Annotated in this window: 9 protein-coding genes and 1 tRNA gene; 5 read left to right on the top strand and 5 right to left on the bottom strand. The window is 62.1% G+C overall.

The window, feature by feature from the left end:
• Window positions 1-380: 380 nt before the first annotated feature.
• Both AC5E6W_RS20145 and AC5E6W_RS20140 read right to left on the bottom strand, forming a co-directional pair.
• Entirely contained in the window at window positions 381-1199 is an 819-nt protein-coding gene (locus AC5E6W_RS20145) for a glycerophosphodiester phosphodiesterase (protein ID WP_491754128.1), read from the bottom strand.
• Window positions 1200-1248: 49 nt separating this feature from the next.
• Window positions 1249-4626 carry a TonB-dependent receptor domain-containing protein gene (locus AC5E6W_RS20140; RefSeq protein WP_491754127.1) on the bottom strand — a complete coding sequence of 1126 codons (3378 nt, stop codon included), beginning with the start codon at window positions 4624-4626 and terminating at the stop codon, window positions 1249-1251.
• A gap of 313 nt (window positions 4627-4939) precedes the next feature.
• Between AC5E6W_RS20140 and AC5E6W_RS20135 the strand changes: the two genes are divergently transcribed.
• The 5 genes from AC5E6W_RS20135 (at window position 4940) to AC5E6W_RS20115 (ending at window position 9893) form a co-directional block, all read left to right on the top strand.
• Window positions 4940-5701 (top strand): DeoR/GlpR family DNA-binding transcription regulator, encoded by a 762-nt coding sequence (locus AC5E6W_RS20135; protein ID WP_491754126.1) that lies wholly within the window; start codon window positions 4940-4942, stop codon window positions 5699-5701.
• Between the two features lie 51 nt (window positions 5702-5752).
• The gene (locus AC5E6W_RS20130; protein WP_491754125.1) at window positions 5753-7195 is read left to right on the top strand and encodes a GHMP family kinase ATP-binding protein; all 1443 of its coding nucleotides are present in this window, start codon (window positions 5753-5755) and stop codon (window positions 7193-7195) included.
• Window positions 7195-8118 (top strand): DMT family transporter, encoded by a 924-nt coding sequence (locus AC5E6W_RS20125; protein WP_491754124.1) that lies wholly within the window; start codon window positions 7195-7197, stop codon window positions 8116-8118. Before AC5E6W_RS20130 ends, AC5E6W_RS20125 begins: the two co-directional genes overlap by 1 nt.
• Before the next feature lie 195 nt (window positions 8119-8313).
• Window positions 8314-8706, top strand: coding sequence for a GNAT family N-acetyltransferase (locus AC5E6W_RS20120; protein ID WP_491754123.1), 393 nt, complete (start codon window positions 8314-8316; stop codon window positions 8704-8706).
• A gap of 242 nt (window positions 8707-8948) precedes the next feature.
• Window positions 8949-9893: a hypothetical protein gene (locus AC5E6W_RS20115; RefSeq protein ID WP_491754122.1), complete on the top strand. Its 945-nt coding sequence runs from the start codon at window positions 8949-8951 to the stop codon at window positions 9891-9893.
• A gap of 119 nt (window positions 9894-10012) precedes the next feature.
• Here AC5E6W_RS20115 and AC5E6W_RS20110 read toward each other — a convergent pair.
• From AC5E6W_RS20110 to AC5E6W_RS20100, 3 genes are all read right to left on the bottom strand, one after another.
• A tRNA-Gln gene (locus tag AC5E6W_RS20110) sits at window positions 10013-10086 on the bottom strand.
• A gap of 290 nt (window positions 10087-10376) precedes the next feature.
• Window positions 10377-13040, bottom strand: a complete 2664-nt coding sequence (locus AC5E6W_RS20105; protein WP_491754121.1) for an ABC transporter permease — start codon at window positions 13038-13040, stop codon at window positions 10377-10379.
• Window positions 13041-13772 (bottom strand): ABC transporter ATP-binding protein, encoded by a 732-nt coding sequence (locus AC5E6W_RS20100; RefSeq protein ID WP_491754130.1) that lies wholly within the window; start codon window positions 13770-13772, stop codon window positions 13041-13043.
• Window positions 13773-13799 lie beyond the last annotated feature (27 nt).

Genomic DNA, 13799 nt, shown 5'->3' with positions numbered 1-13799 from the left:
GTCGATATCGATTCCTGGCCACAGCTTCGTCTTCGCGTCCCCGAGACCCTCCTTCGCGCGCTTTGTCTCGCGGTATACGTAGTCGGCGGAAAAGCCGGCCGCGGCGAGATGCGTCATATCAACCTCGGGGCGGAGTTGCATCTGCTCAAAAGACAAAAAACCGGCAAAGCCGGTTCATTTGGCGCGAGATTTTCTCTCGGGCGATCGGACTGCTCCTGGATGGCAGTCAAAATTCAATTAACCATCTACGCATAGCTCATCGCTTGTGTCGGAAATCAGCGCCAGACAACAGCGGGGGCACTCACCGCAAAACTGGCGAGATAAAAAGAGGCTGCCCCGCATCTCTGCGAGGCAGCCCAAGGGGAATAGAACGGGTGTTCTTAGTGCGTCGCAAGATTGTGCTGTTTAAGCCATTGCGCTAGGTCGCCGGGGCGGTTCGTCTGGATGCCCGCAGCGCCGAGGTCGATGGCCTTCTGCCACGTCTCCGGATTATCCGCATCGCCCAGACGGTCGACGAAGATCTTCGCGCTTGCTTCCTTGGCGACGGCGATCACGGGATCCTTGAAGTCGTTGGCGTCGAAGGCGAGCACCTGCGGCTGCATAGCGCGCACCATGAACTTGCAGATGTCCGGGCTGATCGCCTCAGGCATCACGCGCAGCGTGGGGCGAATCTTCTTCACCTCATACAGGAAGAACGGATTGCCATAGATCACGACGTGGTCTTGCATGTCATGCTTCATGATCGTGTCAACCAGTTGCTGCGGTTCGGCGTACTTGGTGTCTACGTAGACGTTGATCTTGCCATGAGCCAGATCGAAGGCCTCGTCGAGTGTAGGCACCTTGGTTCCAGCGAACTCCGGAGAGAACTTCGCACCCGCATCCAGCGTGCGAATCTCCGCGAAGGTGTGCTGATGCACCTCTCCCGTGCCGTTGGTGGTGCGGTCCAGCGTCTGGTCGTGCATGATGACGAACTTGCCGTCCGAGGTAGTGCGGACGTCCAGCTCGAAGTAGTCCGCGCCCGCATCGATGGCGGCCTGGAACGCCGGCATCGTGTTTTCCGGGTGGTGCAGGTGCTCGCCGCGATGGGCGATCACGCGGATCTTGCCATCGCTTTCCAACGGTTGCCAGCCCGTCTGGGCTCTGGCAACACCGCCGGCGATCGTCAGGAGGATAAGGAGATTACTAACTACAGTACGCATCGTCTGATGTTCCTTCTTTAGTGTGTTTATCGTTATCCGTTATCCAGCGTTAGAACCGGAGGCGTCCGACCAGCAGTAGCTGGCGTGGATCCTGAGCTCCAGTAACCGTGCCGAAGGTGGCAGTGCCGATGGTCGTTCCCAGGCCGGAGAACTGTGGATGGTTGAAGGCGTTGTGCGCGTCGGCGCGGACGGTGAAGGCCACGCGCTCCCAGATGGGAAAGTCGCGCTGCAGGCTGATGTCCCACACATTTTGCCCTGGGCCATAGAGCGCGGCCCGCGGAGCGTTGCCCAGGACATTGGGGTTCGTGATGGCGAAGGCCGAGGTGTTGAACCAGCGCGCTACGGTGCGCTGACCGCGCGCGATGTTGGGGTCACCTACCTTGGTCACATATTGGCCGCCGGAGAAGAGTCCGAGCTGATTGGTCTGCGTGATGAAGTACGGATAGCCCGTTTGGAATTGCGCCACCGTACTTACCTTCCAATGCCCGATCACCTGCGCTAGCACGCGGGGGCGAGTGAGGAACTTCCCGCCTGCTCCGAAGGGCAGCGCGTCCACCAGCGAAAGCGAGAAGCGCTGCGGGATGTTGGTCATCGCCGTGCCCCACTGCGCATGCAGGTTGTAGTAGTTCTGCACGGGCGCGGCGTCGGCGCGCGAGGGACCATCGGCATCGTCCAGCGTATGCGCCCAGCTATAGGCGCCACGCACGGAGATGCCGTTGCTCCAGCGGTGGCTAAGCGTGGCGTACATCGCGGCATACGCCGAAGCGCCGCCATTGGTCAGCCAGGTCACCGTAAGGAACTGCGGATACGGTCGCAGGCTCTGGGTGTTGCTCACGCCGAAGCAGCAGCCCGCCGAAGGCGCAATCTGGTTGGTGGGCAGCGCCACTGGCAGATGCACACCGTGGTTGCCCTCATAGTCCACCTCGGCCACCCAGTTGCCGCCCAGGCTCTGCTGGACGCCGAACTGCCACTCCTGCAGGTAAGGGAGGATGGCGGTCTGCGGCAACTCGATGGGGCTGAAGGATGGGCTGGTGAGGCTGGAGGGGATGAGCGGCTCGCCGTTGGGTCCGACGTTGGGGCTATAGGCTGGCACGCCCTGGTCCAGTTGGAACGGAGCAGTGACGCCAGGGTTCGAGCTCTGGAAACTGGCAGCCACTGTAGAGGCAGAGGTAAATCCCTGGCCGCCGTAACCAATACTGGGTAGCTCATAGATGCCGTAACCGCCGCGCACGACCGTGCTGTGGAACAAGTGATAATTGAAGCCGGCGCGCGGCAGGATACCCGTATACGTGTTGGGCATAATGCTGTGCGGTGCGCCGTTGTAGCCTGCGAACTCAATGCCGCCCATCTTGCCCGTCGTGGGGTCCACGATGTTCGGATTGAAGGTGTACATGTTGTTGTGCTTTTCGGAGAATGGCCCGTCGAACTCGTAGCGTAGGCCAACGTTGACGGTCAGCTTCTGGGAGAGACGGTAGTCATCCTGGACATAGCCCGCAAAGTAATTCAGGTCCTCGTGGAAGACGGTATTCGTGGTGCTGATGCTTGCGCTCGCCGGCAGCCCAAGCAACAGGTCCACGACACCCAGGCCGGACTGACCATTGACGGTGGAGAAGATGCCGGAGAAGCCGTAGCTTCCCGAGAGCACGCCGGGCTGGTACTTGCTATAGGCGTAGCGCATGAACTCACCGCCCACCGAAAGCGTGTGACGGCCGAACTGCATCGTGATGGCGTCGTTAACGATAATGTGCCCGTCACGCGTCCTGGCGAAGGAGCCTGCACCGAAGCTCGCGTACTGCGTGGTGGAAACGCTGGGGAACTGCGTCAGCGGCACTCCCTGCAGTCCTATGGCGCCGGCCGGTGCGGGCTGCGGCGAGGCGAAGTTCACCTCCGAGACATAGCCGATGCGAGCCTCATTCGAGATACGCGGCGAGAAGATGCGGCTCCATGAGATCTCGTAGTGATCGTCCTTCCAGCCATTGGTCGCCGAAGGATTCGCAGCGTTCGGAATATCCTGCACCGCGTTGTTGGTTGGGCCGTCGCGCGAGAACTTCGCCCAGATATGGTCGTAGTCGGAGGCGTTGAAGTCCACGCGATCCGCGTTATACAGATAGCTGCTGTGTGCGATGGGATTGATGCAGTAGTTGTTCGTTACCTTGCCGTTCAGGAAGCTGCAGTTGGGCTGGGGGAAGAATGAGACGATGTTCAGTCCAACCGGATCGAGCAGGTTCTTAGGAATGATGTTGCCCTGAAATGGAGTGCGACTGATCTTGCCACCGGTCACGACAGTGGTATTGGGGTCGTAGATCGTCTTCGCTGCGCCACCTAACGACGAGGGCCCGGAGAAATCGCCGGTGCGCTCGGCCGCAGTGGGGACGTTCGTGTTCACCGGGCTCGCTGTGTTGTTCAACGTGTCTTCCCAGTCCGTAAAGAAGTAGAGGCGATGCTTGCGGCCGTCGAGCACGTGCGGAATCCACACCGGACCGCCAACGGAGCCTCCAAAATAGTTGAAGGACTGCGGAGGAACCACAGTTCCGGGAGCCGTGAAGTAGCCCAGGGCGACCAGGTTCTGCGAGCTGTAGGACTCGAACCCCGAGCCGTGGAAGTGGTCCGTACCGGACTTGGTCGTCGTCAGAATCGCTCCGCCGCCGCTCTGACCATACTGCGCGGAGAACGGTGAAGTGAGCACCTGCAGCTCTTCGGTAGAGTCCGGCGTGGGAATGAGGCCGTAGGTGCCGTCGACACCCATGTTGCTGGGCAAACCGTCGATGATGATCGGGTTCGAGACTGGACGGCCGCCACCAAGCGAGAGATTGTTGACGTTGGAGTAGTCCTGGCTGGTGCTCGATGCGCCGGCGAAGGTCTTGGTCAGCAAGAACTCATTCGCGCCCTTGCTGCCAGTGCTCTCGGGCAGGTCAATCAACTCGGCCGTGCTCAGTTCGCCGCCGATTTGCGAGTTGGTGGTGTTCAGGCCGTCGGCCGCGCCGCTCACCGTCACGACCTCGGTGGCCGCTCCGGGCTTCAGCACCGTATCCACCACCAGATCCTGATTCAGCACCAGGTTCTGCGGCTGGGTGATGTACTTCGCGAAACCGTCACGCTCAAAGCGCACGGTATAGGTGCCCGGCTTAAGGAAGGAGATGCGGTACACACCAGCGTGGTTCGTTACCGTCTTGTACTCCGTCTGCGTGCTGTCTTCATGAACAGTCACGGCCACGTCCGGCACCATCGCGCCATCGGAATCTTTCACGATGCCGCCCACCGATCCATAGAAGGTCTGGGCATGGGCGGCGACGCCCAACAGAAGCGCGAACATCAGGATGGCCCCAGCGGCGATGCGGCCCGCTAATCCCCTGCTGCCCGAGGGGCAGGGGCGAAGGCGGGCACGAACGCCGGCGGTTGCCGAAGAAAAGAAGACAGCACACGTCATAAAGGGCTCCAAAAAGCTTGAATGTTCGCAGCAGAAGAGAAGGACAAGGAGGCAAAAGGGGTAGCACAGCCTCCGGGCCGGGCTCCGAACACGTGGGAGTGCAAGGCCAGAGGGTCAGTCAAGGTGCGATGGAGACGACCCTACCAAGCCGATGTTAATAACGGACAAAATAGCACCATACGATGGTAATTATTCTCACAAGATGCCTGAAGTCCGGCTTCGGGCTCTCTTTGCATCAGAACCAGCGCTATTGCCGCCAGTATGCGCAAGATGTATATAATCGCGTGAGCATTTCCGGAGATGACGCACGGCCATGAGTGAGACAAACGAACGTTCGCGTCTCGATTCGATCGTTCAGATGTTAAAAATAAACACCTCCGCTTCCATTGCGGAGATCGCTGAAGCCTGCCACGTCTCGCAGATGACCATTCGTCGCGACCTGCAGAAGCTGGTTGAAGCCGGCCAGGTCATCCGCATCCCAGGCGGAGCGCGTATTGAACACTGGCGCGGTGCGGAACGCAGCTTCTTCGAGCGGCTGGAGAAGATGTCGCACGCCAAGCGCAGCATCGGTGCAGCAGCCTGTGCACTGGTTTCGGACGGCGAGTCCCTGGTGCTGGACTCCGGCACCACCACGTTGTATGTGGCGCGGGAGTTACGCGCGCGCCGCAATATTGTGGTGTTCACCTTCTCGCTGGCAGCGCTCGAGGAGCTGACCTCTGCCGAGGGCATTCGCGTGGAGCTGACAGGAGGCGTCTATCGCTCCAGCAGCCATGACCTGATTGGGCACGCCGTCGCCAAGAGCCTGACCTCGATCTTTGCCGACACGGTCATCTTCGGCGCGGCAGCCATCTCGTTCACTCGCGGAGTGATGGTGCATGACCCCGACGCGCAGCATGAGTTGCTGCAAGCGGGCAAGCGACGCATCCTTGCAGTGGACAGCAGCAAGATTGGCACAGAGGCGACCTATCGCCTCTGCGGCATCGAGGACTGCGACCTCATCCTCACGGACAAGGGAATCTCGCCGGACGATCTGGCCCGGCTCAGCCGCATCACAAAGGTGCAGGTGGCCGACTAGCGTAACGGATTCATACTCCTTGTATAGCGATCCGATAACCTGACCTGGCGAATGGCACCGTGGGATATCAGGAATCTGAACCCCAACCCTCTGGACGAAAAGACCGTCGTCGCCGAGTTGGCGGCACACGATTTCTTTGCGCCGGAGGCTTCTGTGCTGCTCGCACGCGCTCCCGGCCGCCTCGACGTAATGGGCGGCAACGTGGACTACACCGGCGGGATGGTGCTGCAGGGGCTGCTCCGCGAGTCTGTATGGGTTGCTTGCGCGCCAAACGCCACAGGACAGGTGCGAGTGCTGAATCCTGGTGCTGGCCGTTTCGGCTGGAATACCCACTTCGAACTTCCACTGGCCGACCTGGAAGATCCCGCGGCCATCGCCACAATGTGTTCAAGCTCCGCGGCGTTCTGGGGACGATATGTGCTGGGCGCAGTGTGCTTCCTGCTGCGTCGCGAGACAAAAGCACCTGCCGGCTTCCGCTGTGGGCTTGACCTCTTCATCGTCTCCGACCTTCCCCCCAACAAAGGTGTGAGCTCTTCGGCAGCGCTTACCGTGGCGGCGCTTTGCGCGGTCGCAGCGCTGTGGGAGATTCCGCTCAGCGGCGTGGCGCTGGCGACTGCGGCGCAGTGGGTTGAGAACGCGGTAGCCGGAGCCGCCTGCGGCATTATGGACCAGGCCGCTATCGTGCTCGGCCGCAAGGATCACTTACTTCCGCTGCTTTGCCAGCCATGTCTGCCATCCCCGGTGCTAGCGCTGCCTGCTGGGGTTTGCATCTGGGGGCTCGATTCCAATACACCGCGCTCGACAACCGGCCAGGCCTATGAGGCTGCACGGGCGGCTGCGTTCATGGGGTATCGCATCCTGTGCGACCGCGAGGGGCTGGACATCGTCCGCGATGAGAGCTCAGAGATTCCTCGCTGGATCGATGCGCGTTGGAACGGCTATCTCTCCAACCTCGCGCCCTCTGAGTTTCGCTCCCGCCATGAGCGCGCGTTGCCGGAATGGATGCCTGGCAGCGAGTTCCTCTCCCGCTACGGAGAGCATGTCGATCCGTTTACCCGCGTGAATCCCGAGCAGGAGTACCCCGTACGGGCCGCGGTGCGCTATGCGACGGACGAAAGCCTGCGCGTGCGGACGGTGAGAACTCTGCTGGAGTCAGCCCACTGGACCGATAGCACACTGAAGCTGGTAGGGGAGATTCTCTGCCAGTCCCACCGAGCGTATGCAGAGTGTGGGCTGAGAGCAGAGGCCTGCGACGAGTTGGTGCAGCGTGCGCTCCATGCGGGACTGCCAGGCGCAAAGATGACGGGCGGCGGCGCGGGTGGTGTCGTCGCCATACTGGGCCGCGCAGAGGATCGCGAGAAGGTCGCGGCGATCGCGGAGACCTGGGGCCGCGAACACGGCTCTGCCCCCTTGCTCTTCGAAGACAGCTCGGACGGCGTGGATGCCTTCGGCATCCGAATTCTGCGGCTGGAACGGGCTGAAGTCCCATGCTAGTGTGTTTCCCTCAGCGGAGCCGCAACCTCCGCGCCATCTTGTTGCTGATGGCTGCGAACCTGCTGTGGGCGGGCCAAGGCGTCGCGGTGAAGCTGCTTGCGGGTGGGCCGGGGCCGCTGACCATCGCGCTCTTCCCGCTTTACTTCGTTACTGCTGTGGGACTGGTTCTGCTCGCGCTACGTGGCGGGCTTGAGGAACGGTTTCGAGCTGCATGGCAGTGGCGACGCGAGTTCGTCCTCGCCGGCATCGGCGGTCAGTTGATGGCGCAGGTCGGCATGACGCTTGGCGTCACCTGGTCGACCGCTTCGAATGGCGCGATCCTCAGTCTTCTCATCCCGATCTTTGGCGCCGTGATCGCAGTGTGGCTGCTCCACGAGCGGCTTTCGTCGCTACGCGTGGGCGCATTGTTGCTTGGCTTTGCCGGTGTCTTCCTGCTGTCGCCCCTGCCCCGCTCCACTGGACCAGGAACACCAGCGCATGAACTGGCGGGAAACTGCCTCATCGCGATCGGCTGCTTCGGCTCTGCGTTCTACAACGTGTACTCCAAGCGGCTCCTGGAGTCCTTCAGCGGGATCGAGACGTTGTTCTTCAGCTACCTGGCAACCACCGCGTTCAGCCTGCCGCTACTGTTCGCTGTGGAGCCGCATTGCCTGCATTCGCTGGCCCACCTAAGCCTGATCCAGTGGAGCGCCTTCGGTTACCTGGCGGTATTTCTATACGGCGTCTCCATGGTGCTCTTTCTCCGCGCCCTGGCCTCTGTGGATGTCATCGTGGCCTCGGCATCGTTGTACCTGACTCCGCTATTCGGCGTGGCGCTGGCCTTCAGCATTCTGGGCGAGCGACTCGCCCCACAGGCTTTCGTCGGCGCCGGCATCGTGCTCTTCGCCACGCTGATGCTCTTTCGGTACGACTACGCTATATAGCCAGGACATCCCGATGGTGAGATCCCCCAAGACAGTATTGTTAATATTGAACATAACCCGCCCTACACGGGCGAAACGGCATTATCGTTTTGTTTTGTGAGATGTAGTTCGTTGCCTGACTCGCAGGGATTGCGGGACTGCTCAGAGGGAAACGTGGTTTATGTGAATTATTATCTTCGCGAGAGGGGAGAGTTTGTGATCTCCACCGACCCTGAACGTCTGGATCCTGCAGCCGTTCTCGGGTTCCTAGCTGAGGCCAAGTGGTGGGCGGACCTTACGGAGGAGACCCTGCAACGCGCCCTGCGCCATTCTCTATGCTTTTCACTGCTGGAAGGTGGCCGCCAGATCGGCCTGGCGCGCGTCATCACCGACTACGTCACCTACGCTTACCTATGCGATGTCTTCATCGTGGAGCAGCGCCGGGGTCAGGGCTTGGGCGCGTGGTTGATCCGCTCTGTGCTGGAGCATCCGGACCTGACTACGTTGAAACGCATCACCCTAATCACCCACGACGCGCAGAGGTTTTACCTTGCCCTGGACTTCCGCGTTGTCGCGCATCCTGCTTGGTATATGGAGCGATTGCAATAGGATGACCACGTAGACAACGAGGTTGTTGTCACCCGCTTCGTCATGCAAGGACAACTTGCGATTCACCAGTTCTACGCTCGCTTATGGGATATTCATCCGCCGCGCAATGCGCGATGATGCCATGCCCAGTGCCGACATTGGGCGTGGCGTTCAGGCAGAGCGCTGACAACAGGATGACGAGCGAATGACAGCTGTTCCGCGGGCGCTGATTACTTTCATGGATAGCTACATTGAGGAGCTCCATGTCGGCCACTCGCGAAAGCGTCATCCATTGCAACCCGGAAATCTTCACCGAGAACTTCAACCGTCTGCCGCATGCAGTGCAGCACACGCTTTCGGACAACCCGCTCTTCTCAGTTCCCGCCATCGCCGAGCTGGCCCAAAGAGTGGCGGCGCGGGAGAGGCCCCATCACGCCAGGGGCGACATCCACATCGAAGGCACGGCCGCGAGCGGAGCGCAGTTGCGCAGCGACGCGAAGGCCCATGTACAGCAGTTGGTGCAGGAGATCGAGCAGGGGCAGACCTGGATCATCCTGAAGCATATCGAGCGCGAACCTGGGTATCGCGAGGTGTTCGAGAACTGCATTGCGGACCTGGTGCGACTGGCCGGCAAAGAGTTCCTGAAGGATGTGAAGTGGTTCGAGGCGATTCTGTTTATCACGTCGCCGAACCGCGTGACCGAGTACCACATTGACCGGGAGTGCGCGTGGCTGCTGCAGATTCACGGCAACAAGGACATGCACCTGTTCGATCGCGATGATAAAGACGTGCTTCCCGATGAGGAGCTGGAGCGTTACTGGATGGGTGACAATCTTTCGGCGACCTACAAGCCACATCTTGAATCACGAGCGATCGTGCATCGTCTGCGCCCTGGGGTCGGCGTGCATAGCCCGGTGAATACACCACACTGGCTCAAGAACGGAGACAATGTTTCGGTGTCATTGAACATCAATCTCCAGCTTCACGAGTCAGCGTGGGAAAATCTGTTCCGGGCCAACAACTATCTGCGCCGCGCCGGGCTGGTTCCCTCGACTCCCGGCCGGAACCCGCTCGCGGACCGGATGAAGCGGGGCGCTTACACGGCCGTTCAGGACGTCAAGCGACTGCTGAAGGGTCAGCCGAGGGTTCCGTTAACCGAGGCGCGGCGGGAGTACAACCGCATCGTGCAGATGCTGAGAGCGCGGTAGGTGAGTACCCCAAGGGTTTCATCGGATGAACCACACCACTTAGATGGAGCAGGTGGGTCCGAAGAGGTACAAAAATGAACCAAGAAAACGCGCGCCTTTCGGCGCGCGCGCAACCATAGTGGTTGCCCCCCAGGGATTCGAACCCCGATTGAGCGAGTCAGAGTCGCTAGTCCTACCATTGAACGAGAGGGCAGCGCTGGTATGAAACCGTTGATCGCAGGCTCCGGGAGAGCCACCATCGACCAACTTTTCTAGTGTACGGAGAGAGCCGCCAGTGGTCAACCTGTGGAGAACATGGCGGCGATGCGTGATGTGGTGCGGGCCGAAATGAAGCTTCTTCGCGAGAGGAACCTGCTGATGGGCGATTCGCAGCGCAGACGCTTACCGACAGGTTTTCGGCTCCGCCGCACAATGCCGCACAATGAAGCTGTCCTGCTCCAGTCGAAATGACACATCCTCGATTGAGAGATTGCTGCTACAGCTTTAGTCCTCGCGGAGGATCTCGAGCGGCTTCTGGCCGAGGACACGGAAGCTTGCGCTCCAGCCTGCGGCTACGGTGAGAAGGCCAACGAGGAGCCACTCGCCGAGTGAGAGCCAGGGCTGGAACTGGTAGCCGAAGTGGAGTGCGTGCAGCAGCAGCGTGCGCGCGAGCAGGTTGGCGAAGATGATGCCGACGAGGCCGGCGACCAGGCCCAGCACGGCGAACTCGATGGAGAAGATGGTGGCGATGCGTGGACGCGTGGCGCCGAGGGTCTTGAGGACGACGACCTCGCGGATGCGGCGGTAGCGTGTGCCCGCGATGGCGCTGGCGAGGATCACGATGCCGGCGAAGATGGAGAACGCGGCGAGGAACTGAATGACGTAGGTGATCTGCAGGATGACCTGGCGGACGACTTCGAGAGTTGCCGCGACGTCGATGACGGTGACGGTGGGGTAATGCTCGTAGAGCACGCGGCGAAGCTGGCTGGTGGCGCTGGGATCGCAGTGGATGCCGCCGTACCAGACGACGGACATACCTTCGAGAACCTTCGAGGGCACGTTGAACTCGGCGCGCGAGAAGGCGTGGCGGCTATCGGTGTCGTAGAAGGCGACGACCCTGGCGGTGAACTGGGTGTCCTGCTCGGCGAAGGTGACCTGCTGGCCAACCTTGATGTGGAGGCGGTCGGCGCGGGAGCGTTCGATGGCGACGATGGGATGTTGCGCCGCGTCGGCGGCTTCCGCAGAGGTCCACCACTTCCCTGCTACCACGGTCTCGCCGGGGGGCGGAGCGTTGTCCGTCGGGGGCCAGGTGAGATTGATGGAACGGAAGGCGCCGGTGCCAGGACCGTTCCCAGGACCGCGCTGCTGGGGATTGCCTTGCTTTGCGCGCTCGGCGGCGCGCTGTTTTTCGAGTTCGGCTGCGGGTACACCGTCGATGGCGAGGATGCGAGAGCCGAAGACGGGCACGAGCTCGGGCGTGCCTTTGACCTGCGGCTGATGCGCGAGCAAGGTGCGGACACCGGCGACTTCGTCGCTGCTCATGTCGACGAGGAAGATGTTGGGCAGGTTCTCGGCGATGGCGGCCTGCATGTCGTTCACGATGGAACGCTGCACCATGTAGACGGTGGCAATCTGCATGACGCCGAGGCCGAGTGCAGCGAGCAGCGCGGCGGAAGGGTTGCCGGGGCGGTAGAGGTTGGCGAGTCCGTGGCGCAGGACGGAAGGCAGGCTGAGACGGGTGCGGGCGAGGAACTTCTTCAGCAGCCAGAGGAGAAGCGCGCAGGCGGCGAGAAGCACGAGAAGAATGGCGGCGATCGCGAGCGCAAAGGCGAAGCCAACCCTGGCGGAGTCGGAGACGCGCCAGGCGAGGGCTACGAGGCCAAGGAGGATCAGAACTACGGCGAGGATCTCCGCAACGGATTTGCGAAGCTTGCGCAGCAGGCGGGTGGCGAAGGGATCGTCGGAGACTTCGACAGCGCGACGAAGGATGAGGATGGGGCGGACGTCGCGGATGTCGAGCAGTGGCGGGAGCGTGAAGAGCAGCGTGGTGAGCAGGCCGGAGCCGAGGCCAAGCGCGGAGGCACCGGCGTCGATGCGGAAGGCGGGCGTGAGGTGCAGAAGCTTCGCGAGAAAGAGTGGAAACGCGGCTTGCACGCCGATGCCAAAGATCACGCCGAGCAGGCCTCCGCCAAGGCCGAGCAGGAGCGTTTGGATTGTGTAGATCTTGATGACCTGCGAGGAGCCTGCGCCAAGGGACTTCATGATGGCGATGGAGTCGAGGCGTTGCTGCAGGTGGGCTCGCATGGCCATCGCGACGCCGACCGCGCCGAGCACCAGAGCGACGAGGGACATGAGCGAGAGCAGGCCGGTGGCGCCATCGAGCGCGCGGGTGATGGAGGGGTTGGCCTCGCGGTAGTCGGTGAGCTGGGCTTCGGGCAGCGTGGATTCGAGCTGCGCCTTCAGCGCGGCTACGGCAGCGTCCGAAAGCGCGCGGCCCGGCTGTGGTGGTGGGAGTTTGTAGAGGTAGCGGCGATTGGCGTGGGAGCCGGGGGCAATGAGGCCGGAGTCTGTCAGGGCCTGCTGCGAGAGCAGAACGCGCGGGCCGGCGGCGAAGGAGCCGGAGAGGCGGTCGGGCTCTTCGAGCACTGTGGCGGCGATGCGGTACGTGCGGGTACCAAGCTTGATGGAGTCGCCGACCTTGAGGTGCAGGCGGAGCAGGAGGTCGTCGCCGACGGCGACGGTCGCACTCGTGAGGGCCTGCGGGAGGGGCATCGCAGGATCGAGTGTGACGTCGCCGTAAAAGGGATAGCGCGTGGGGTCGACGGCCTTGAGCGAGACGAGGAGTGGGTCGAGCGAACCGGCGGCGGAGGCCATCGAGACGAGTTCGGTGACCTCGGTTTCCTGCACGCCATTGGCTTCGAGAGCGACCAGCTTGGTGCGTTCCTCGGGTGTGGGCGGCTGGAAGGTCTTCGCGGCAATGTCGGCGGCCATGATGGCGCGGGCGCGAAGCAGGAGCGTGGAGCGGAAGGAGGACGAGAAGCCGCGCACGCCGGTGAGCGCGGCGACGCCGATGGCCACCGAGAGCAGCACGAAGGCGAACTTACCCCGCGAGGCTTTGAGCTCGCGCAGGGCAATGCGGGTGGCTGTAGCGTAGGAGAGACCTGCCATCTAGAGGCCTGCCTGCGATGCGTCTTCGAATTCGGAAGACGCGTCGTCGCTCACCACGAGGCCGTCGCGGAGGGTGATGCGGCGGCGGGCTTTGGCGGCGAGGGCGGGGTCATGCGTCACGAGGACGAGGGTGGTGTGTTCGGTTCGGTTGAGGTCGAGGAGAAGGTTGAGCACGTGGCCGCCGTTGGCGGTGTCGAGGTTGCCGGTGGGCTCATCGGCGAGGACGATGGGCGGCCGCAGCATGAAGGCGCGAGCAATGGCGACGCGCTGCTGCTCACCACCGGAGAGTTGCACGGGGTAGTGCTCCATACGCGAGCCGAGCCCGACACTGTCGAGTAGCTGACGGGCTCGCTCGCGGCCGGCTGCCGAAGAGCCTCCCGTGGCGTCATGGGGATCGCCGTTGAGCTCGTACGGAAGCAGTACATTTTCGAGCGCGGTGAGCGTGGGGATGAGCTGGTAGCTCTGGAAGACGAAGCCGATCGTCTTGCCGCGGATCTGGGCGAGGTCGTTCTCGGGCAGGTTGCTGATCACGGCGCCATTGAGCGCGACGCTGCCAGAGGTGGGGTTATCGAGCCCCGCGAGCAGGCCAAGCAGCGTGGACTTGCCGGAGCCCGAAGCACCGATGATGGCGACGAACTCGCCTTGCACGATGCTGAAGGTGATGCCTTTGAGGATGTCGACGGTCGTCGAACCGGTGCGAAGCGACTTACGCAGCGCGTCCACCACGATCATGGGTTTGCCGGGTGATGTGGAGGAGAC

It is taken from the genome of Bryocella sp., from assembly GCF_058498515.1.
Note: the sequence above shows the minus strand (reverse complement) of the source record. Positions and strands in the feature narration are given on the sequence as shown.

Coding starts and splice junctions, on each gene's coding strand:
- AC5E6W_RS20115 (WP_491754122.1), top strand. CDS start 8,949: ATGTCGGCCACTCGCGAAAGCGTCATCCATTGCAACCCGGAAATCTTC.
- AC5E6W_RS20100 (WP_491754130.1), bottom strand. CDS start 13,772: ATGATCGTGGTGGACGCGCTGCGTAAGTCGCTTCGCACCGGTTCGACG.
- AC5E6W_RS20130 (WP_491754125.1), top strand. CDS start 5,753: ATGGCACCGTGGGATATCAGGAATCTGAACCCCAACCCTCTGGACGAA.
- AC5E6W_RS20145 (WP_491754128.1), bottom strand. CDS start 1,199: ATGCGTACTGTAGTTAGTAATCTCCTTATCCTCCTGACGATCGCCGGC.
- AC5E6W_RS20105 (WP_491754121.1), bottom strand. CDS start 13,040: ATGGCAGGTCTCTCCTACGCTACAGCCACCCGCATTGCCCTGCGCGAG.
- AC5E6W_RS20135 (WP_491754126.1), top strand. CDS start 4,940: ATGAGTGAGACAAACGAACGTTCGCGTCTCGATTCGATCGTTCAGATG.
- AC5E6W_RS20140 (WP_491754127.1), bottom strand. CDS start 4,626: ATGACGTGTGCTGTCTTCTTTTCTTCGGCAACCGCCGGCGTTCGTGCC.